The sequence below is a fragment of the Enterococcus sp. AZ177 genome (assembly GCF_050544585.1).
GTDB classification, from domain to species: domain Bacteria; phylum Bacillota; class Bacilli; order Lactobacillales; family Enterococcaceae; genus Enterococcus_L; species Enterococcus_L plantarum.
This window is the reverse complement of record NZ_CP172944.1, coordinates 1,188,971-1,208,023: the sequence shown is the minus strand read 5'-3', so window position 1 is coordinate 1,208,023 and position 19,053 is coordinate 1,188,971. Positions and strand designations below refer to the sequence as shown.

Here is a 19,053-nt window from a genome sequence, read left to right as displayed (position 1 = left end):
TTCGTATCTGGGGTGTGAAACAAAAGTGATTTTAATTTTGTCCCATGCCCTTCTCTCTGGTTAGCAAGAAATACCTACTAATTTTGGGCGTTGAGTAATTGACTTTCATCAAATTTCATGTTCATACGGACAAATGGTGCATAAATAAAGATGTCTAACACCACCAAAACCGCTGTTAAAATTACAGGACTAAAATGGAAGGCGCCTAAAATCCAAGTACTGATAAAAATTGGTTCATTTCCTGAATTTAGTACGACCAGTGGCACGACCCAGCCAATTTTAGTGACAATATAGGCTACAATAGCATTGAAAACGGGTACAAATACAAACGGGATAAACATCAATGGATTAAGCACGATTGGGAATCCAAATATAATGGGTTCGTTGATACCGAATAGTCCAGGAATAAAAGAAAGCTTGGCTACCTCACGACCACTGTATGTTTTCGGGGTAAAAATCAAAATAGCTAAAATCAAGCCGAATGTCGCACCAGAGCCACCAATCATTGCATAAACATTGGTCATCGTATTAGGTGCTACAGAGATATCCGTGAAACTTTTCGTTTCGGCAAATTTTGCAACATTTTCTAAAAAAATAGGTAACCACAATGCTGAAACAACGCCCCAAACAATGTTAAACCCATGTAATCCTAAAAACCACAAGATTTGTTCTAATAAAATAACAACTATAATTGCTGGTAAACCCGTTCCAACAGAAGTTAACGGTTGTACAAATAATTGACTGACTAAATCCATAAAAGAATTAAAATCAAAGGCTTCTATGACAACCTTTATTATAGAACAAGCTATTAATACAATCGAAATAGGAATCAACGCAAAGAAAGAATCAAACACATTGGGTGGAACATTTCCTGGTAGTTTAATGGCAATTTTACGTTTTGCCAAAATCGAATAAAGAAAGACTGCCAATAAACCGACAATCAATGCTGTAAACATTCCTTCATAACTGAAGAAATTATTGGCATACCCTTGGACGATATCAGCAGAACTATCCGCAAAATTCACATTATTGGGTACCATTACAAAATAAGCAGCAAACGCTAATAATGTGGCTAATAATGGATTGATATTGGCCTCAGGATGTTTTTTCATCAATTCTTTTGCATAATTATATGCTGTCGAAAAAACAATCAATAACGCAACGATCCCAAGTGTTCCTAGGTAGACATTTCCAAAAATCGCAGAGGCGCTTTGACCGATTGCTGTTTCCCCAAAAAATGCGTCGATCTGCATCTTGATCAAATTAGAAAATGAGCCAACAACTGTAAATGGAATACTACTGATAAAAGCATTTTTGATTGCTTGTAACACACTGTTATTATCTACTTTATTGGCAATTTTTAATAATGGTTCTTGAATTTTCTCGATATTCATTTTCATCTTCACTCGACCTTTCTTGTGTTATCTTTCAATTGAAATGGTTTTGATTTCTCCTGGTTGAAATGTTCCTAAAGAAACTTCTTTTAACTGCCCTAATAATTCAAGTGTGTCACCATTCAAATCAACAAAACGACAATTTGTCTCAGTTGCTAAAGTTATTTTTTCATTAGAAATTGTTTTTATCAAAGATGGATTGTACAAACGGATATTGATCCATTGGCCATTACGGCTTAATTCTAGTGCACTAAATACCAAGCTTACGTTACTTAAATCAGTAAATTCCTTTAGATCATTCAATTGGTCTACTTTATTACTTTGGAAATATTGAATTGGGTTAGTAAAACGATTCAATGTTTGAATTTGATAATATGGACTTGTAACAGAGTATCTTTGGTATTCTTTTTGAATCATTACTGGGTCGAATTCATCCGCTATGATCAACGATAACGCCATTTCCAGCTTTCCTAACAATTGACTATCTGGAGTAGGAATAGAGCGGTATTGATTACCTGAAGCATCTCCAGGCCTTCTTAATAACTCTGGTCTACCTAAAAATCCTACGCCTCTGAAGAGGGTAATATACAAACTGCTATCTATTACTTGATATTCTTTGATTCCTTTGCTCATGATCGTCCAACTCGAAACGTCATCATGCAGATTTAAATAGTGAATCATCGGATAAATTTCAGTTGGCTCTTCTTTCCATCCAAGCTTTTGCCAATCCTGTATGTGAGGATCTTGGTTCTTTCGTTCCGCAATTCCAAATAACGTATCTGCATAGCTAACTTGACTTTCAACTGGTGTTTTTACAACTAAGCGCATACGATGGTCCATCACTTGATTGTTTAGTTTGATGTTCATATCGATCCGCTTAGAATTTTTGCTTAATGAGACTGTAAAGGTATAGTCTACTTGGGCATTTAATTCACCAGTTTTTCTGGCTTGGAGATCTTTTGGTAATAACCAATAGCCTTTCAAAGTCATCGTAGAAAGAAATGCACCCGATTCCACAATAACATTGGTCGTATCAAAGTTTAATTGATGGATTTTATCGTGATAGGCTGGTGAATAATCATACGTATCGCCTTCGTCTCCTGACTCTTCCACATAAAGACAATCCTCATATGTTTTATCTTGATTTTTTGCTAAAATAGAAAACTTTCCTTGGGAAAAGAGAATTTCGTAGTAATCGTTTTCTATAAGTTTTTCTTCAGTGTTAAAAGATATAGCGCTATCATTTGAGTTCACTTCTTCTTTCACCGTGATGATCGTGTAACCAAGTGGTCTTGTTTTTTTAATAAAACTTACTTTGTGAATATAATAGTATTTTGCTTCATCATACTCACGTTCTGAGCGTCTGACTTCCCCTGCATATACTTTTTCTGTAGACAAAATTTGGCTGCCTATTTCATTGTTTGCCTGATCAAAAAGTTTGATATCCGCGTATTTTGTACTTACTTCTAGCACATATGGATCTGTTCGTGTATAAGGTAGTGTGTTAAATAAAATCAGATCATTTTCTTTGATTTCTTTTATTGATTCAGAAATTTTTCTCACTAGATAGTCTATTGTCGAATATGATAATTGATCTGCTTCTTTGTATCTCGCTAAAATCATTTCATTTGTTTTGTCAGTATTACATCCACCAATACTATCATGAGCATGATTTTTTAATAATAACTTCCAAATGTAATTTAGTAGTTCTCGTTTAAACGGAATTCCTAAATCATCTGCCATCAACATCAATGGTTCTAATTGAAAAATCAAACGATTTTCGATTGTATCATTTAACTTCTTCAAGTCATATCTTGACGAATAAATTGAGCGATGGATCTTTGAGACACTGCCACTTATAAATTCACCTTGAACAGTTGGTAATTCAGTTGTTTTTTCTCTTAATAAGTTAAAAATATGAGGATAATTGCTTTCTTCTATTTGATATTCAGCACCAAATTCTTTGTTCACTTTTTGAATAACTGCTTTTAAATCTCGATCAACTGCACGCTGATCACCACCAACTGGTAATGTTACGATGTCTGTTGCGCTATCTTCAGAGACAATATCTAGCATCGCTTTTTTCTGATAAAGCTCTCCTTCGACTAGTGCCACTCCTGCATAATACCCATTACGAATATTGATCGTTAATACTTTTGAGCCATCTTCTGCTGTCCAGTAAAACTCCCGACTATTCGTTACTTCATTCGGCATACCTCGCCAAAATACCGCATCTGAGATACCAAAACCATTGTAAATTTTCGGCATATCCTTGCCTTGACCAAATGAATCAGGTAGATACCCTAATGCAGTGTGACCACCTAAACGTTTCGACATATCGATCCCAATTTGTAAATTCTTGACCACTGATTCACCAGCCACTACAAATTCATCCATTTGTGTATACCACGGACCGATAAATAATTGATTTGCTTCTACCAACGCTTTGATTTTTGCTTCTTTTTCTGGATAAACTTTTAAGTAATCATCAATAATACTTAATTGCCCATCCAAATAATAGTAATCTAATTCGTTATTTTCCAAGGCATAAATCACTTCATCCATATGATAGGAAAATTGGATAAACGCTTCGTTATCAGAAAAGTACCACTCACGATCCCAATGGGTGTGTACGACGACATGGATCTTTTTCATTTCATCTTCTCCTTCCATCTTTGTTCTTGTTTAATATACTCTGGATTTTATGAAAAGAAAACGATTTCGGTAATACTTTCAACTATTTTCTTATTTCTGTTCATTTTATGAAAATAGTATCAATTTGTATCAAAAAAAAAGACTTTTATCTGGAAAATCGGATAAAAATCTTATTCGTTCAGTTAGGTTAATACTTCATATTCAGCGATTGTACTTGAAATAATACCAGGACGTTTTTTTTCACCTGTTGCCTCATCTTTTGGTTCTTTTCTCTGATGCATTTTTTTGAATGCTTGGCTGTTTACCCAATTTTTTTGATGTTCTTTTGACGTCCAACGACTTAAAACAACTAATTCGGTCACTTGTGGATCGTCTGGTAACATCCGATGCATTAATTGGAAATTCAAGAATCCATCCACCGCTTCCATACTTTCTTTTGTATGTCCTGCAGTGAATTGCTGAATGATTTTATGAGAGTCGTCTGTTTCTGTTTGAATCGTATTCGTCACAATGTACATGTCGTTTCCTCCATTATTCTTTTTTCGTTGATTCAATAAAATAATCTTCAATGATTGTTCCATGATCGAAATGAAGCACTCTCTGACAGGTTTGACTGAGAAACTCTTTGTCGTGGGTAATCACTAAAACTAAAATATTTTCTTGGTGCAACCAGCGGATTGTATCGCTGACTTCTTCCATATGCATCAAATCCAAGCCGCTTGTCGGTTCGTCAAAAATGATGATTTTTTTTCCTGACAATAGAGCACTTGCAATCGCAACACGCTGTTTTTCACCACCCGATAGTGTTTGCGGATGACGAAATAGAAGTGGCTCTAAGTTCAGCATAGCGACAATTTTATCAAAGTCGTTGGTATTTTTAGCATTCAAGCTGATCTCTTTTTCAACAGTTTCAAAAAACAATTGTAAATTGACATCTTGCATCACAACAAAACTTTCTTTGATCAACTCTTTCGGGCGCATAACCCGTTGATTTAACTTAATAACACCAGCTTTAGGCTTGATCAACCCAGATAAAAGTTTTGAGAACGTTGATTTTCCCGCCCCGTTATGCCCTATAATGCCCGTGATACAGGAGCTAGTCAAGGTTAGTGAGGGAATTTTCAACACAGATGGTTGTTTACGGTAATGAAAATCTAGGTCCAGGCACGTTAAACTTAAGTTATCTTCTGTTTTAAACGGCTCGATCCCTTTTGTAAAAGACGTCTGATCCAAAGAGCGTAATCCCATTTCCTGAATATCTGTTGAAGATTTTGCCCTCATTTCTTGACTTGTATACCATTCAACAATACGCCCTTTATCCATCACCAAATATCGATCTACCAAATCCGTCAAGTAATATAAACGATGTTCAGACACAATAATGGTCATGCCTTGATTTTTTAATACCTGAAGATAGTCTTTTAAATGCTCGATTGTTTCCTCATCCAGATTACTTGAAGGTTCATCTAATAAAAATAAATGGTGTTTCAACATAGTAGCTGAAGCGAAAGCAATCAATTGTTTTTGGCCACCAGATAAATGAAACATACTTCGTTCTAAAAATGCTTCTAACGAGAATAAACGGGTTATTTCATCGATTCGATTAATCATTTCATCTCTTGGAACACCATAATTTTCCATTGCAAATGCCAACTCAGAATAAACATCGCTGGTAAAAAACTGCGTCTTAGGATTTTGAAAAACAACGCCAATATCGCGAACATAGGCATTAAATTCTTTCGCCAACAACTCTTGATCTAAAATCAAACCTGTTCCAGTTAATTCCCCAGGATACAATTCCGGAATCAATCCATTTAAGATTCTCAGTAATGTAGATTTGCCGCAACCACTCTTCCCGCATAACACGATAAATTCACCAGGGTTAACCTGTAAATCTACTTGTTGAATGATCGTTTCCTGATCCTCATAAGCAAATGTCACATCATGTAAATCAATCATCCAATCATCCTCCCAAATATTCCACTAACAATCAGAATACCAATCAATAAATAATCTTGAACCTTTAAATGAATCTCATAGACGCTAGTGTGTGATTTAGGATTCCCTAATCCACGAACTAAAGCTGCCGAAGATAAATCTAAGGAAGTATTTTCGGCCGACATTAAAATCGGGACAATGATGTACTCCATTGTTTGAAATGGATGAAGAAACAAGTCGATAGTAGAAATAGCGATCCCACGATATTTCATTGCATTACGAATACTTTTAAAATCTTGAAAAAGCGTAGGGAAGAATCGAAACAGCACAGTGAGCGGAATAATTAGCCCAAATGGCACGTGGCACTTCTTTAACGCTGCGATCCATTCACTTATTTTTGTCCGATTCATAGCAAATGCCGACGCCATGATCGTTGGCAACATCCGGCGATTTCCTACGAATAGAAAATCAAAGAATGCAGCGATGCCATTATCGATATAAGGAAACAATAAATAATCGCCTAAAACAAGTAACCAAAAAAGACTATAAAAAATCAGCCCTTTTTTTAGACTACCGTTTAGAATAAACAATACAAATAAGAGCGTTACAAACAAAATTTCAGCCTTAAATGGTAAAGGAAACATCAACAAAAAACTGGCAAATAAAATCGTACAAAGTTTACTTCTGGGATCAAACGTTACGTATGTTTTTTCCATAATTTTTTCCTTTTGCTTTATCAAAGTGTTTCTCATAAATCTTTTGTCCAATGATTATACCCAAAATACTGCAGATAATGACTGTTGCAACACAAACATAAAAACTGGTCGTTGTGATCGGCGCAAAGACTTTGTCGATATATACGGCATCTTTCCCACGAGCTACCAAAGAATCAATATAAGCGTTTTTCATAAACCATAATGGTAATACAGGTCCCATTAGACCAAAACTAAACACAGTATAACTAATCATTGTTCTGAGTTTTTCGGATAATTTGGTACGATACTGGATCCAATCAGCTGCTACCGCACAGAGGATATTTGGCAAAAATGACAACGGAAAATGACCAGAGACTAAAAAGAATAGACCCATCACACTTCCCATGATCGTAATCGCCCCAAAACGCGGAATACGGTTTATTACCAACAAATAGACGATTCCTGCAAAAAGTGCTGTAGCACTAGGAATAAGAATTGAATTAAAGGCTGGAATCGTGAAACGTAAAATAACCATTGCAATCGTTACGACTAAAAAATAAATAGCGGTATAAATACCAATAGAAATAAAATCCTGAATTTTTAACTTTTTCATTCTTTTTATTACCCTTCTTGTTTTATTGTAAATAGAAATGATAGCTGCCCGTACACATCACTAGTAATTTTCAACTGATAACGACCTGTTTTTTCAAATTGTGCACTTGGCATCATTAATTGATTTTCCATTAACTGATACTCTAATGTATAAGCATTTTCTGAAGTTTTTTTCGTTTTAAACCATTCAAATGTAGCTTCTTGTTTGGCTAACTCTTCAATTACGCCTGTATCAATCGACAGACAAATCATCTCACCTTGCGTATAGTCTGATTTAGATAATTTTGGTGGAAATGCCATAGGTTGTTTTAGATGCGTCTCAAATCGAACATCTTCAAATCCATCCGCCAAGAGTTCAATTGTGATGGGGTCATTCGCTTTCCATTCATCAAAAAGTTGATACCTCGGTTGTTCTGTATTCGCTAAAAGACCGAACTCTAAATGATTCTCTGGCTTGTGATATAAGTAATCAGGCCAAAGAAGTGGTATCGTTTTGCCATTTTTAGTGACTGTAAAACTATACACGAATTTTCCGTACGCTTCATGAAACTGATCATAGGTGGTAATGTCATACTCAGGTAAAAATTGAACCATTGCGGCATAATTATAATGTGCAAAATAATACATCTCATTCACATATTCTAATTTCTCTTGAATAGCTTGAACATTTGTTTCCTGAACGTTTTCAAGTAATTCTCTAGAACCGTATGTACCATCTAAAAATAGACGCTTTCTTTTATAACTACTAACGGATTCTGCCGCATCTTCATTAATAGGTATTAATGACTGAACTGTTGCCAATTTTTCTCTGAACGTTGTGTATGCTTCGGGCTTACTCAAAGCTAAAATATAGTCTTTCACATGAATGTATACTGGCACTTGTTTAATACTATAGCTGTCGTGCTCGTTTAATGCAATTTTTTTTTGATTTGTATGAGGAAATCTTCCGATAATTTGCTGAAATTTTTCAGATAATAGATAATCACTTTCTTGAAAATCAGGGCTATCTGCATGATAGAAATCAAAAAATGTCATCGTTGTTTCACCAATAAAATAACGTGGCAATGGCTTGTCCTTGATATAAAGTTGTTCATCAAGCATTACGTTACACTGCTCTGTTTGTACATTATCATAATAAATTGAAAATCCTTTTACTTGTACTTCTTTCATTGAAACACTCCCTCCCCTAGTTGTTTAGTATATCACAACAAAATGATAATGAGAATCATTATCATTAAATTAACTATTTTCTCTTTCATTGTATTTAATAACCAAAATAGAAGAGTTTGAGCCAAAAGGATCTCTCTTAGCTCAAACTCTTCCACTTCTACTCAACAATCATTCTAATGTGTTGTTCCCGTGTTTTCTTCAATATCGACATCCGTTGTCACTGCTGCTTCAATGGCATAATGTAGTGAATCCGCAATTGTTTGGATTGGCATTGAAGGTGTTCCGACTGGACGATTGATTACTTGAGTTGGTTCAAACGGCACGTGGATAAAACCACCCTTCACACCTGTAAATTCTTTCTCGATCATATATAACAAGCGATACATGATATCATTACAGACAAATGTGCCTGCTGTATAAGAAATGTAAGCTGGCAAGCCATGTTCCTGCACGTTTTTCATCATTGCTTTGATTGGTAACGTGGTAAAATAAGCAGTTGCTCCATCTTCTTCCAATTTTGAACCGATTGGTTGGTTACCTTTGTTATCAGGAATTCTTGCTTCTGCCAAATTGATTGCTACCCGTTCAAATGAAACAGCGCTTCGCCCACCAGCTTGTCCCACACATATCACAATATCTGGTTTATGTTCATTGATTGCAGCTTCTAATACTTCACCGCTTTCTTTAAAAACTGTCGGTATCTCTAATTTGATTACTTTGGCTCCTGCCACTTCATTGGGAATCATTTTCACTGCCTCATATGCAGGATTAACAGAATCTCCACCAAATGGATCAAAACCTGTGACTAATACTTTCATTGTAACTCTCCTCCTAATTTAGACTCATACTCTATTTGATAACACCTATAATTGTACCAATCAGCGTTCACTCATGAATTGTAGCATGTTTCTCCATAAAACTACGTCAACTTTATTTAAACAAAATCATATAAACGACTTGGAATACAAACATAAAAATTGCTATAAACCATTGATTTTTAATCACACCGTATTTATCTTTCATCTCTAGCATTGCGACTGGAACTACATTAAAGTTCGCAGCCATCGGTGTCAATAACGTACCGCAATACCCACATGTCAATGCCAACATACCGATCAAAGCTGGATTTGCACCATAAGCGAAAACGAAAGGTGCGCCGATTCCTACCGTCATCACAGTAATCGCGGCAAAAGCATTTCCCATAATAATCGTAAATAGCATCATACCAAACGCGTAGATAATAATTCCGACTGCAACATTTCCTTCAGGCACAATAGTTCCAACTGCAGAAGAAATCACTGTCCCAACACCGGCACTTGTGAATACCGCTCCTAGCGATGCCAAGAGCATCGGCAGCATACTCAAAGGACCCACAGTGCCAAGCATGTCAGCTGCATCATCTAAAAATGTAGTTGGTTTATTGTTTTTAGAATAAAGCATCAAGATTATAATTGCTACTAAAACACCTACCCCAACACCAACCAAGGCACCAAGATTTGTAAATAAAGCAAAGATGATAGCAAAAACGCCAATACTTAATGCCGGAACAAAAATTTTCATCCCTAACTTATCTGACATTTTTTGCATATATTCTTTAGAGGGTAACTTACTATTTCCTTTACTGACTTTTTTTAAGATGGCAGGTATCGTCATAGAAAAAATCAAAATGCCACTGATTATCGCCGGAATAAAGCGACCACCTCCGATTACGATTCCTAATGCACACCAAAAATAACCTGTTCCGTAACGATGAGGGTTACTTTTATCGAACAAATTCTTGATTCCCGTATAAAGTAATATCAAGCCCATCACGATATATAAAATTTCTAATAATTTCTCCCCAAGTAGTATTTCAGAATTCATAAAATAGCTCATGACTAGTCTCCTTTCTTCGCAATATTACCGTAATATTTTTTCATTAAGCGACGGTCTTTCGAATAGAAATAAATGCTGGCCGTAATTAATGCCACCAATGCAACAGGAATTTCCACAGCCGCTAATTGCACTAGTGTCACTTCATACCCTAACTCTTTTAATGTCGATTGAACTAACAAACCGCCCGAACCTCCAATAAATAATACTTGTCCAAAGAACCAACATATATTCTCCATCGCCGAAGCCATTCCTTTAAGCTCTTCTTCGTATTCTTTGTTTAATTCTATATTTTGAGATTCCACAGCTCCGATTGACATTGGTAAAATAATTGGACGAACAAATCCAGCAACACCACCGAAGCTGACATTGAACGCGGCAAAAATCATCCGGAAAACACCGTAAATATCAATGATTAAACCAGCTGAAACTTTTTTAAAACGACGAATCAATGATGCCGCTGATTCCTTTAATCCATTTCTTTCTAATGTTCCTGTAGCCAGCATAATAATAATAAAAATTGCCATTCCTCGATTGCTTACAAAACTCGTGCCTAAAATCTCTAACATTCCTTCAACCCCAATTCCTCCGACAAGTGCCGTCACAACTAAGGCAATCATTACGATCAAAATCGAATCCAATTTCATCGCAAACCCGACGATAACGATTAGAACGCCTAATAAACTAAGAATATTCTCCATTTCTCACACTTCTTTCCTTTTTAGTTAAATTATAATTTAAAAATCAATAACCTCTTTATTATACACAAATTTTGTTTTATTTTTCATCTTTTTCATAAAAATGAGTTAAAAAAAATCATCTGCTTTAAATGATACACAGAAAGTTACAACTGAAATTTAAACGTTCTCAGCCATAACTTTCTTGAATTTAAGTTAATAAACAATTCGTACCTACTTATCAGTATTTTTAGGTCTTCAGCGATTGATTTTGATGAAGGTAATGTGTCCCTGAAAGTTCGGCTACCTCTCCTTTTTTCACAGAATACACTTTATTATACAGTCTGTCAGTGAAGAAAAACGATGAAAAAACCTGCCAACGACTCCAGTGTATGAATCGTGTGACAGGCTAACTTTAAGTATTTTGGCTCTATAATATATTGTGTTGGTGGAAATCAAAAAAGATTTTCTACCAGCACTTTTTTGAGCATTTAAATACAAAAAAGGAACAACTAACTGATAAAATGAAATCGACAAAAACCACAAATCATCAGAAAGGTTGTTCCCTATGGATAAGAATACCAGATTATTGCTCGGACTTACAGACAAAAACCTCCGGTTTGAAGAAAATTGGTTGGAACAAAGACCAGTAAAAGGAGTGCAAGCTCAAGTGATTAAAGCCAAGCTGACCTATTCACCTACTCATTGCGAGAAATGTGGGCGCCTCAATCATGGACAAATCATCAAAAATGGCAGTCATACAACAACAGCTCAATTGCCTGTTTTTAATGAGCGCTTCACTCTATTAGAACTAAAACGGACACGTTTTCTTTGTCATGAATGTGGTGCTACTTTCCACGCTCATACAGAGCTGATTGAAGAACATCATCACTTATCTAAACAGCTTCAATACCAAATTATGCTTGACTTGAAAAAGAATGTTTCAAGAAAAATGATTGCTCAAAAACACTTTGTTTCAGACATAACAGTCCTTAGAATGATGGAGAGACTATCAAAAAATTATCGAACAAACTGGAACTTCCTCCCTAAAATTCTATGTATCGATGAATTTAAATCCATGAAATCTTGCCAAGGAAGTATGAGCTTTATTTGTGTGGATGGAGAACGGAATCAGTTGTTAGAAGTGCTGGAAGATAGACGACTATACAAATTGACCGCTCATTTCATGCGCTTTACACGTGAAGCTCGGCTACATGTAGCGTATCTCGTAACCGATATGAACGCTAGTTACCATCAACTTCTTCGAACGGTTTTTCCGAATGCTCAATTAGTGACGGATCGCTTTCATATCGTCCAACAAATGAATCGTACGTTGAACCAACTGCGAATTCAAACGATGAACCGTTTGAAAAGTTCTGAACCAAAACAATACCGTCGTTTAAAACGCTATTGGAAGCTACTATTGAAAGATTCCGATAAATTAGATATAAACTGTCGAGCTTATCAGCCCTTATTTAAACGGCCATTAAGTCAACAAGATATTGTCGATGAACTGTTGCACTATGATGATGTCCTACGAACAGGCTATGATACGGTTCAATATTTAAAATATGCTTTTTCTCATCGAGAACATACGCTCTTTTTTGAGTATCTTCAACAGCTAGATAATCAGCTACCACACTGGTTCAAAAAGAAATTACTCTTCTTTAACAAATATAAAGAAGGCATTAAGAATTCGTTTCGCTTCCCTTATTCTAATGGTATTACTGAAGGCTTAAACAATAAACTTAAGGTAATCAAACGGGTAGCCTATGGCTATCGAAACTTTTATCATTTTCGTTCACGTATTTATATTATTCAAGGTCTTATTTTTTCACAACAATAAAAAAGCCTGATAAGAATGTTCTATCCTTACCAGACTTTGATTTCTATTCAGTTTTTTGTTCACCAACACAATTTGACGTAGAACCAGTATTTTTTGATAAGGTCATCATTTGCGTTGCTATTTTTTCTAAGAATGCTCGATCATGTTCTACAATCAGCATTGTTGGTTTTACTGATAAAATCAGCATTTCTAATTGTTCTTGGTTGAATACATCCAAATAATTCAACGGCTCATCCCAAATATACAACTCAGCTGGCTGGGCTAACGATTTTGCTAATTCGACTTTCTTTCGTTGCCCCATACTCATTTGTTCAATACGATTTTGAAAGACTTCTCTTTCCATCCCTAATTTGTGCAAGTTATTGAGAAATTCTTGATGATCAAGACCATGTTCTTCTGAAAATGTGAGTAAAGTTCCATGGTTATCTTCATAATTTTGACGAACATAACTAATAGTTAGCTTCTCTGGTCGTAAGATTTCTCCGTCGCTTTCACCCTCAAAATAGCCAAGTAAATACCGAATGATCGAGGATTTCCCCGAACCATTTTGTCCTGCTAGAGCCAGCCGTTGCCCTTGATTTAATTCAAAAGACAATGGACTAAATAACGTTTCATTCTGGTAACCTAAGACTAGATTTTCAACCGTTAGTAGTCGTTTATGATGCACTGGCTGATAGTTCATGGTCAATGGATCAATATACTCGATATCTTTTAAAAGACTGGCTTTTTCAGATAATTGGGTGTTCATCCGATGTTCGATCGTCTTAGCACGTTTCATTGTACGTGCGGCTCTCGCCCCAACAAAACCAGTATCGTAGATTGCACCACTACCCTTTTTAGAGGCTTTTCCATATTTATCTTGCTCTTTAGACCGAGACCATTCTGCTTTTTCAGCTGCTGTTCTTTTCAAACGACTAACTTCTTTTTTTAGTTTTTCATTTTGAGCAAATTCAAATTCATCTTTGATTTTTTTCTGTTCTTCATATACAGAGAAATTTCCTTGATACAATTCTAATTGGCTTTTTTCAATTGATAAGACATGATCGACCACTTCGTCTACAAACGAACGGTCATGACTAACTACGATAAAGCCTTGACGTTTCTTTTTCAAATACTCAGCGACTTGTTTACGTCCTGTACTATCTAAATGATTGGTTGGTTCATCAATCAAAGGAAAATGCTCGCCCTCAATAAACAACAGCGCTAAAAGTACTTTAGTCTGTTCCCCACCAGAAAGTGTCTCAAAATCACGCCATAGAATTTCTGGATCAACCTGCAACAGGTTTAACTCTCGCTCAATTTCCCATTGGTCAAAATCACTGATTTCTTGCAAGACATAATAGGTCAGTTGTTGCTTGTTTTTAATCGGCTGGGGGAAATAGAGAAAATTCAGTTGATGAGTAATTTCACCGCTGTAAGCTAACTGATTCTGCAAAATTTTAAGTAAGGTCGTTTTTCCACGACCATTTCTGCCAATCAAGCCTAATTTCCATTGCGTGTCAACATTTAAATTTGCTTGATCAAATAGTAACGTCCCTTGGGTATCATACCCAAAAGTTACATTTTTAATTTCAATTTTTGACATAGTTTCTTTCACCTCATTAAGAAAAGCGGAAGGACTCTCTTTTATTCCTTCTGTTCTTTTCAGAATCGGCAATAGGTCTACGCGTACACAAAAAGACCCCTTCGTTGAAAAAATCAATGCCAATCCTGAAAATCTGCACACTGCTCCCTTGAAACTTCTCAAGTTACAGTCTGAATGCAGCTTCAACAAATTGACTTAATTTTTCAACGCATGGATCCCTCACTTCGTTTTTTATTGCACTCACTATATCATGCTCATTCAAATTTTGTCAACAACCATGGATCTTCACTAGAGGCCTTCAGCACCCCTCTTACAACTACTTCTTATAGCTAGAATAAAATAATCAAGCAATCGAAACTAGGCATTTTTTGAACAACCATTTTCAGATTTAGGCATTGTTTGTGATTCTTTTTGACAAAATACTTTCAACCTTGTTCGTGCTCCTTTTTTCTCTTTCCTTTTCGTTTATACTGTAATCAAACAAAAAATAATGGCGTGACTTTACTGGTTGCACACAAATGCAGGCTGTGTTTACAGCAAAGGAGATCATACAATGAAAATAGAACATATTGGTTTATGGGTCAGAGATTTAGAACGTATGCGTCATTTTTATGAAACATATTTCGATGCAACAGCTTCTGAACTATACCACAATACAAAAACAAGTTTCCATTCTTATTTTTTAACTTTTTCTGATGGCGCTAGACTTGAAATCATGCAACGAAATGACATTGTTGAACATAATATTGGCAATGAAATGCTTGGTTTTGCTCATTTAGCGATTTCTTTAGGAAGTAAAGAACAGGTTGATGCTCTCACAACTATATTGGTTATGGAGGGATATCCATTATTAAGCCCAACTCGTACAACTGGAGATGGGTATTATGAATCTGTTGTAGCGGATCCAGAAGGCAATCGTTTAGAATTGACAGTTTAACATTGAGAATCGAAGGAGGAAATACTATGGACATAAAAGCGATTGTTTTGGATATTGACGGCACACTTTTAAATGATGAAAAACAATTGACGGCGCAAACAAAAGAAGCGTTGATAGCGGCTCAAAAGAATGGAATCAAAATAATTCTAGCCTCAGGTAGACCTACTTCTGGGATGCTAGGATATGCGGATGAACTTCAAATGGATCAGCACAATGGATTAGTGATTTCCTATAATGGTGCACATGTTCTTGATGTCAGTACACAAAAAGAATTATTCAGTCAACCTCTTTCAATTGAACAGAGTAAAACTATTTTAAACCATCTCAAACAGTTTGACGTTAAACCTATGATTGCAAAAGACAATTATATGTATGTCAATGATGTATTTGATGGTCTGCTGGATTTAACGTTCCATGAGGGTCCATTCAACATTATCGAATACGAATCACGTGGTGGAAACTTCCAATTATGCGAAAAAGATGATTTAGCTACTTTTGTTGATTTCCCTTTGCATAAAATTCTCGTTGCAGCTCAACCAGATTATTTGCAAGAAAATTGGCAGAAACTTTATGCCCCTTTTGAACAATCCGTCAACGGCGTATTCTCAGCACCAATGTACTTTGAATTTACAGATAAAGGAATTGATAAAGCCAATGCCTTAGAACAGACATTAAAACCACTAGGTATTGACCGAGAACATATTATTTCTTTCGGTGATGGCCACAATGATCTATCCTTGATTCATTATGCTGGCGTGGGCATTGCAATGGGAAATGCTGTTGAAGAGTTGAAAAGTGCTGCCGATAAAATTACTTCATCTAATAATGAAGATGGTATTGCCGAAGCACTATCCGAGTTATTGTAGAAAATAGAGTGCGGATCCAAAATCCCACTCTATTTTTTATTTCTCACATAATCCGTTATAATTCATTTATACAAAACGAACTGGAAGGTGTTTGCTGAGATGAATTTAATGCTGAAATTAAAAAGCCTAGACAAACTGACAACAAGTGAAGAAGTACTCATTACCTATATTTTGGATTTTCCAGAAAAAGTCATTCATTTTTCTCCAAAAGAACTGGCTGAGCATTCGTATGTGTCGATTTCAACAATTTACCGTTTGATTAATAAATTAGACCTTGAGGGATTGAATGATCTTAAATTTGCCTTGGTCAATTATTTAAATGAGCATACAACCGAACAAATTATCGACATTGATTACCCTATCTCCGCAGAAGACAATCATTATGCTATCACCCAAAAGTTAAAATCGGTTTATAATCAAACCGTTCAGTCAACTATTGATACAAACAATCTCGATACTATAGCTTTCAATGGAAATTTACTCAAACAGGCAGAATTTATTGATGTGTACGCCACATCTGCTAATATCTATTTTGCACAAAACTTCCAATTTCAACTGCAGGAAATCGGTAAACAAGTAAACGTTCCAATCGATGATTTTATGCAAAACCTATCTGCAGCAAACAGTACGCCAAAGCATTTGGCAATCGTTGTTTCTTATGGTGGCCGTAGCTCTAGTGTTAAAAAAATCCTAGAAATTTTAAAGAAAAATAAGAGTAAAATTCTGTTGGTCACTTCAAAGGATAGTCCTTTACTCAACGAAACTGTGGATGGTGTTTTTCTTTTCTCTTCACTGGAAAACCATTACAACAAAATTTCTTCCTTTTCAACACGGATGTCTTTAATGTATATTTTTGATAGTTTATATCTTAGTTTCTTCAACCAAGACTATGATAGAAATTTGGCTTATAAACTGGATAATTATCAAAAGATGAATCCTAAATTGATATAATTTTTTCACTCATCAAAAAGACAGTTCAGCTTCGATTAACGCTGAACTGTCTTTTTGATGTATTAGTGATTTAACAAGCCTAAATCACTTTTCATCTTCAATACACGATAAACAGATTGATTTAACGCTTCTTCTGAATAACTCCCTTGTTCAATAGCTTGGATGACATAGGGAATCTGAACTTGAAATGAAGAAGATAAAATCAGATCATTCCCAGATTTCAACGCAGCGAGTCCTGCTTCTTCTTGCGTTATAAAATCAGCTAATCCTGCCATATCCATATCATCAGTCATAATGACGCCTTGAAAGCCTAATTCATTTCGTAATAAATCATGAACAGGTTGAGAAATTGAAGCCGGCATTGTATCATCAATACTCGTCACGATATTATGAGAAACCATGATACTATCTGTTCCTGCTGCGATTCCAGCTTTAAATGGTAAAAAATCATTCCCGCGTAACGTCTCAAGACTTCTCGTATCATACACAATCTCTACGTGTGAATCGCGATTATCCCCATAACCTGGAAAATGTTTCAATGTTGACGCAATCTGTTGTTTCTTTAATGCCTCCACACTTGCCTTAACATATTCACTTGTTTTTTCAGCATCTACACCGATTGTTCGATCATAAATAAATGCTTCGGGATCTGTTGCAACATCCGCATCTGGAAATAGCCCAACTTGAATACCATAGGATCGTAGAACGGCTGATTTTTGTTGAATATCCGAACGAATCCCTGTTAACCCAGCCTCTTGGTATATTTCCATTGGTGATTTAAATGGTTCTGTTACTAAACCATTTCCCCCACTTAAGCGTGAAACCGTTCCGCCTTCTTCGTCAGATGCTATGAAAAGAGGAATCTTACTGACTTCTTGGTAAGAGGAAATTTTTTCTTTTAACGAATTCGGTGTCTCATTTTCCATATCTCGTCCAAACAAAAGGTAGCCCCCTAAATGGTACTCTTGAAGGCTTTCCTGTTGGGCTTCAATCGGTACACGAGCTAAAAAAAGTTGACCCACTTTTTCTTCCAGGCTCATTGATTTCATTAAATCATTTATTTTCTTTTCCTGCTCCTTTAAAGAAGGGTCCTGATTAGGTTGTGAGGTTTGGCTCTCTTCTACTACTTCTGTACTTGTATGTTTCGTTTCTTCTATTGGTTTTGTTTGTACAGTATTATTACTTTTATTCACTAACCACATAATGCTAAAACTAATCCCAAAAATCAGCAGTAAAATACCAACTGCACTCGTTATCATCGCTTTATTATTGATTGTCGTTCCTCCTTGCTCATTTCGCTGATCTTTATCAGTGTGCTTATATTATAAGTAGGTTTTATCAAAACAGTCAATTTTTTTCACCTGCATGCGCCTTATATTTTTGACAAAAAAACGTTACCATGAGATGCTCTTCTCGTAATCAATACAAAAAGAAAGAAGGTTGGATTTTTATGGCAACAATGGTGTTTGTAAATTTTCCAGTCACAGATGTAAAGCATTCTACAGCATTTTATGAAAAATTAGGTTTCAAGAAAAATGAAGAATTTTCTACTGACGAGACAAGTTCAATGGTTTGGGATGATCATTTTTGGATTATGCTGTTAAATCACGATTTTTATAGTAAATTCATCAAAGATAAAAATATTGCAGATACGAAAACGACGAGTGGTGCTCTGATTGCATTTAGTATGGACAGTGCCGATGCTGTGAAGAAATTTGCTGAAACAGCTAAAGCAAATGGTGGTGATTATTATAAAGTGGATATGGGGATTCCTGAAGATATGATGTTTGGACTTGAAGTGCAAGACCCAGATGGAAATTCTTTGGAACCTAATTGGATGAAGATGTAAATTTTC

At 35.7% G+C, this 19,053-nt stretch carries 17 protein-coding genes; 5 read left to right on the top strand and 12 right to left on the bottom strand.

The window, feature by feature from the left end; translation table 11 throughout:
* Window positions 1–77: 77 nt before the first annotated feature.
* The 10 genes from IGJ34_RS05925 to IGJ34_RS05880 all read right to left on the bottom strand — a co-directional run bounded on the left by IGJ34_RS05925 (window position 78) and on the right by IGJ34_RS05880 (window position 11,037).
* On the bottom strand, window positions 78–1,400 hold the full coding sequence (locus IGJ34_RS05925; RefSeq protein ID WP_206834517.1) for a PTS sugar transporter subunit IIC: 1,323 nt from the start codon (window positions 1,398–1,400) through the stop codon (window positions 78–80).
* A gap of 21 nt (window positions 1,401–1,421) precedes the next feature.
* Window positions 1,422–4,049: a glycoside hydrolase family 38 C-terminal domain-containing protein gene (locus tag IGJ34_RS05920; RefSeq protein ID WP_430598361.1), complete on the bottom strand. Its 2,628-nt coding sequence runs from the start codon at window positions 4,047–4,049 to the stop codon at window positions 1,422–1,424.
* A 182-nt stretch (window positions 4,050–4,231) separates the two neighbouring features.
* Window positions 4,232–4,567: an antibiotic biosynthesis monooxygenase gene (locus IGJ34_RS05915; protein WP_430598360.1), complete on the bottom strand. Its 336-nt coding sequence runs from the start codon at window positions 4,565–4,567 to the stop codon at window positions 4,232–4,234.
* 13 nt (window positions 4,568–4,580) lie between these two features.
* The gene (locus tag IGJ34_RS05910; protein WP_430598359.1) at window positions 4,581–6,008 is read right to left on the bottom strand and encodes an ABC transporter ATP-binding protein; all 1,428 of its coding nucleotides are present in this window, start codon (window positions 6,006–6,008) and stop codon (window positions 4,581–4,583) included.
* Window positions 6,005–6,703 carry an energy-coupling factor transporter transmembrane component T gene (locus IGJ34_RS05905; RefSeq protein ID WP_206834524.1) on the bottom strand — a complete coding sequence of 233 codons (699 nt, stop codon included), beginning with the start codon at window positions 6,701–6,703 and terminating at the stop codon, window positions 6,005–6,007. The genes IGJ34_RS05910 and IGJ34_RS05905 overlap by 4 nt, the downstream gene beginning before the upstream one ends.
* Complete coding sequence (locus tag IGJ34_RS05900) at window positions 6,678–7,295, bottom strand: MptD family putative ECF transporter S component (protein ID WP_111247305.1); 618 nt, start codon at window positions 7,293–7,295, stop codon at window positions 6,678–6,680. Before IGJ34_RS05900 ends, IGJ34_RS05905 begins: the two co-directional genes overlap by 26 nt.
* Window positions 7,296–7,303: 8 nt before the next feature.
* Window positions 7,304–8,464: a hypothetical protein gene (locus IGJ34_RS05895; protein WP_430598358.1), complete on the bottom strand. Its 1,161-nt coding sequence runs from the start codon at window positions 8,462–8,464 to the stop codon at window positions 7,304–7,306.
* A gap of 173 nt (window positions 8,465–8,637) precedes the next feature.
* Entirely contained in the window at window positions 8,638–9,282 is a 645-nt protein-coding gene (gene pcp / locus IGJ34_RS05890) for a pyroglutamyl-peptidase I (protein WP_069654564.1), read from the bottom strand.
* Between the two features lie 112 nt (window positions 9,283–9,394).
* Window positions 9,395–10,339, bottom strand: coding sequence for a DUF979 domain-containing protein (locus IGJ34_RS05885; RefSeq protein ID WP_111247303.1), 945 nt, complete (start codon window positions 10,337–10,339; stop codon window positions 9,395–9,397).
* A 2-nt stretch (window positions 10,340–10,341) separates the two neighbouring features.
* Entirely contained in the window at window positions 10,342–11,037 is a 696-nt protein-coding gene (locus tag IGJ34_RS05880) for a DUF969 domain-containing protein (RefSeq protein WP_430598357.1), read from the bottom strand.
* 544 nt (window positions 11,038–11,581) lie between these two features.
* On the opposite strand from IGJ34_RS05880, the gene IGJ34_RS05875 reads away from it, so the two are divergent.
* On the top strand, window positions 11,582–12,859 hold the full coding sequence (locus tag IGJ34_RS05875) for an ISL3 family transposase (protein WP_430597274.1): 1,278 nt from the start codon (window positions 11,582–11,584) through the stop codon (window positions 12,857–12,859).
* A gap of 43 nt (window positions 12,860–12,902) precedes the next feature.
* Here the strand turns inward: IGJ34_RS05875 and IGJ34_RS05870 are convergent, their stop codons facing one another.
* Complete coding sequence (locus tag IGJ34_RS05870; RefSeq protein WP_430598356.1) at window positions 12,903–14,444, bottom strand: Lsa family ABC-F type ribosomal protection protein; 1,542 nt, start codon at window positions 14,442–14,444, stop codon at window positions 12,903–12,905.
* 553 nt (window positions 14,445–14,997) lie between these two features.
* Here IGJ34_RS05870 and IGJ34_RS05865 point away from each other — a divergent pair.
* From IGJ34_RS05865 to IGJ34_RS05855, 3 genes are all read left to right on the top strand, one after another.
* On the top strand, window positions 14,998–15,381 hold the full coding sequence (locus IGJ34_RS05865; RefSeq protein WP_430598355.1) for a VOC family protein: 384 nt from the start codon (window positions 14,998–15,000) through the stop codon (window positions 15,379–15,381).
* 26 nt (window positions 15,382–15,407) lie between these two features.
* Window positions 15,408–16,247, top strand: a complete 840-nt coding sequence (locus tag IGJ34_RS05860) for a Cof-type HAD-IIB family hydrolase (protein WP_430598354.1) — start codon at window positions 15,408–15,410, stop codon at window positions 16,245–16,247.
* A gap of 108 nt (window positions 16,248–16,355) precedes the next feature.
* Window positions 16,356–17,198 (top strand): MurR/RpiR family transcriptional regulator, encoded by an 843-nt coding sequence (locus IGJ34_RS05855; RefSeq protein WP_240485868.1) that lies wholly within the window; start codon window positions 16,356–16,358, stop codon window positions 17,196–17,198.
* A gap of 62 nt (window positions 17,199–17,260) precedes the next feature.
* Here IGJ34_RS05855 and IGJ34_RS05850 read toward each other — a convergent pair whose 3' ends face one another.
* Complete coding sequence (locus tag IGJ34_RS05850; protein ID WP_069654571.1) at window positions 17,261–18,457, bottom strand: glycoside hydrolase family 3 protein; 1,197 nt, start codon at window positions 18,455–18,457, stop codon at window positions 17,261–17,263.
* Between the two features lie 191 nt (window positions 18,458–18,648).
* Here IGJ34_RS05850 and IGJ34_RS05845 point away from each other — a divergent pair, with 191 nt between their 5' ends.
* Entirely contained in the window at window positions 18,649–19,047 is a 399-nt protein-coding gene (locus tag IGJ34_RS05845; RefSeq protein ID WP_069654572.1) for a VOC family protein, read from the top strand.
* Window positions 19,048–19,053: the final 6 nt, after the last annotated feature.

What these genes read in the sequence shown, in the direction of transcription:
- IGJ34_RS05915 (WP_430598360.1), bottom strand. Translation starts at nt 4,567, where the DNA reads ATGTACATTGTGACGAATACGATTCAAACAGAAACAGACGACTCTCAT.
- IGJ34_RS05910 (WP_430598359.1), bottom strand. Translation starts at nt 6,008, where the DNA reads ATGATTGATTTACATGATGTGACATTTGCTTATGAGGATCAGGAAACG.
- pcp (WP_069654564.1), bottom strand. Translation starts at nt 9,282, where the DNA reads ATGAAAGTATTAGTCACAGGTTTTGATCCATTTGGTGGAGATTCTGTT.
- IGJ34_RS05885 (WP_111247303.1), bottom strand. Translation starts at nt 10,339, where the DNA reads ATGAGCTATTTTATGAATTCTGAAATACTACTTGGGGAGAAATTATTA.
- IGJ34_RS05870 (WP_430598356.1), bottom strand. Translation starts at nt 14,444, where the DNA reads ATGTCAAAAATTGAAATTAAAAATGTAACTTTTGGGTATGATACCCAA.
- IGJ34_RS05905 (WP_206834524.1), bottom strand. Translation starts at nt 6,703, where the DNA reads ATGGAAAAAACATACGTAACGTTTGATCCCAGAAGTAAACTTTGTACG.
- IGJ34_RS05920 (WP_430598361.1), bottom strand. Translation starts at nt 4,049, where the DNA reads ATGAAAAAGATCCATGTCGTCGTACACACCCATTGGGATCGTGAGTGG.
- IGJ34_RS05925 (WP_206834517.1), bottom strand. Translation starts at nt 1,400, where the DNA reads ATGAAAATGAATATCGAGAAAATTCAAGAACCATTATTAAAAATTGCC.
- IGJ34_RS05900 (WP_111247305.1), bottom strand. Translation starts at nt 7,295, where the DNA reads ATGAAAAAGTTAAAAATTCAGGATTTTATTTCTATTGGTATTTATACC.
- IGJ34_RS05880 (WP_430598357.1), bottom strand. Translation starts at nt 11,037, where the DNA reads ATGGAGAATATTCTTAGTTTATTAGGCGTTCTAATCGTTATCGTCGGG.
- IGJ34_RS05895 (WP_430598358.1), bottom strand. Translation starts at nt 8,464, where the DNA reads ATGAAAGAAGTACAAGTAAAAGGATTTTCAATTTATTATGATAATGTA.
- IGJ34_RS05860 (WP_430598354.1), top strand. Translation starts at nt 15,408, where the DNA reads ATGGACATAAAAGCGATTGTTTTGGATATTGACGGCACACTTTTAAAT.
- IGJ34_RS05845 (WP_069654572.1), top strand. Translation starts at nt 18,649, where the DNA reads ATGGCAACAATGGTGTTTGTAAATTTTCCAGTCACAGATGTAAAGCAT.
- IGJ34_RS05865 (WP_430598355.1), top strand. Translation starts at nt 14,998, where the DNA reads ATGAAAATAGAACATATTGGTTTATGGGTCAGAGATTTAGAACGTATG.
- IGJ34_RS05855 (WP_240485868.1), top strand. Translation starts at nt 16,356, where the DNA reads ATGCTGAAATTAAAAAGCCTAGACAAACTGACAACAAGTGAAGAAGTA.
- IGJ34_RS05850 (WP_069654571.1), bottom strand. Translation starts at nt 18,457, where the DNA reads ATGATAACGAGTGCAGTTGGTATTTTACTGCTGATTTTTGGGATTAGT.
- IGJ34_RS05875 (WP_430597274.1), top strand. Translation starts at nt 11,582, where the DNA reads ATGGATAAGAATACCAGATTATTGCTCGGACTTACAGACAAAAACCTC.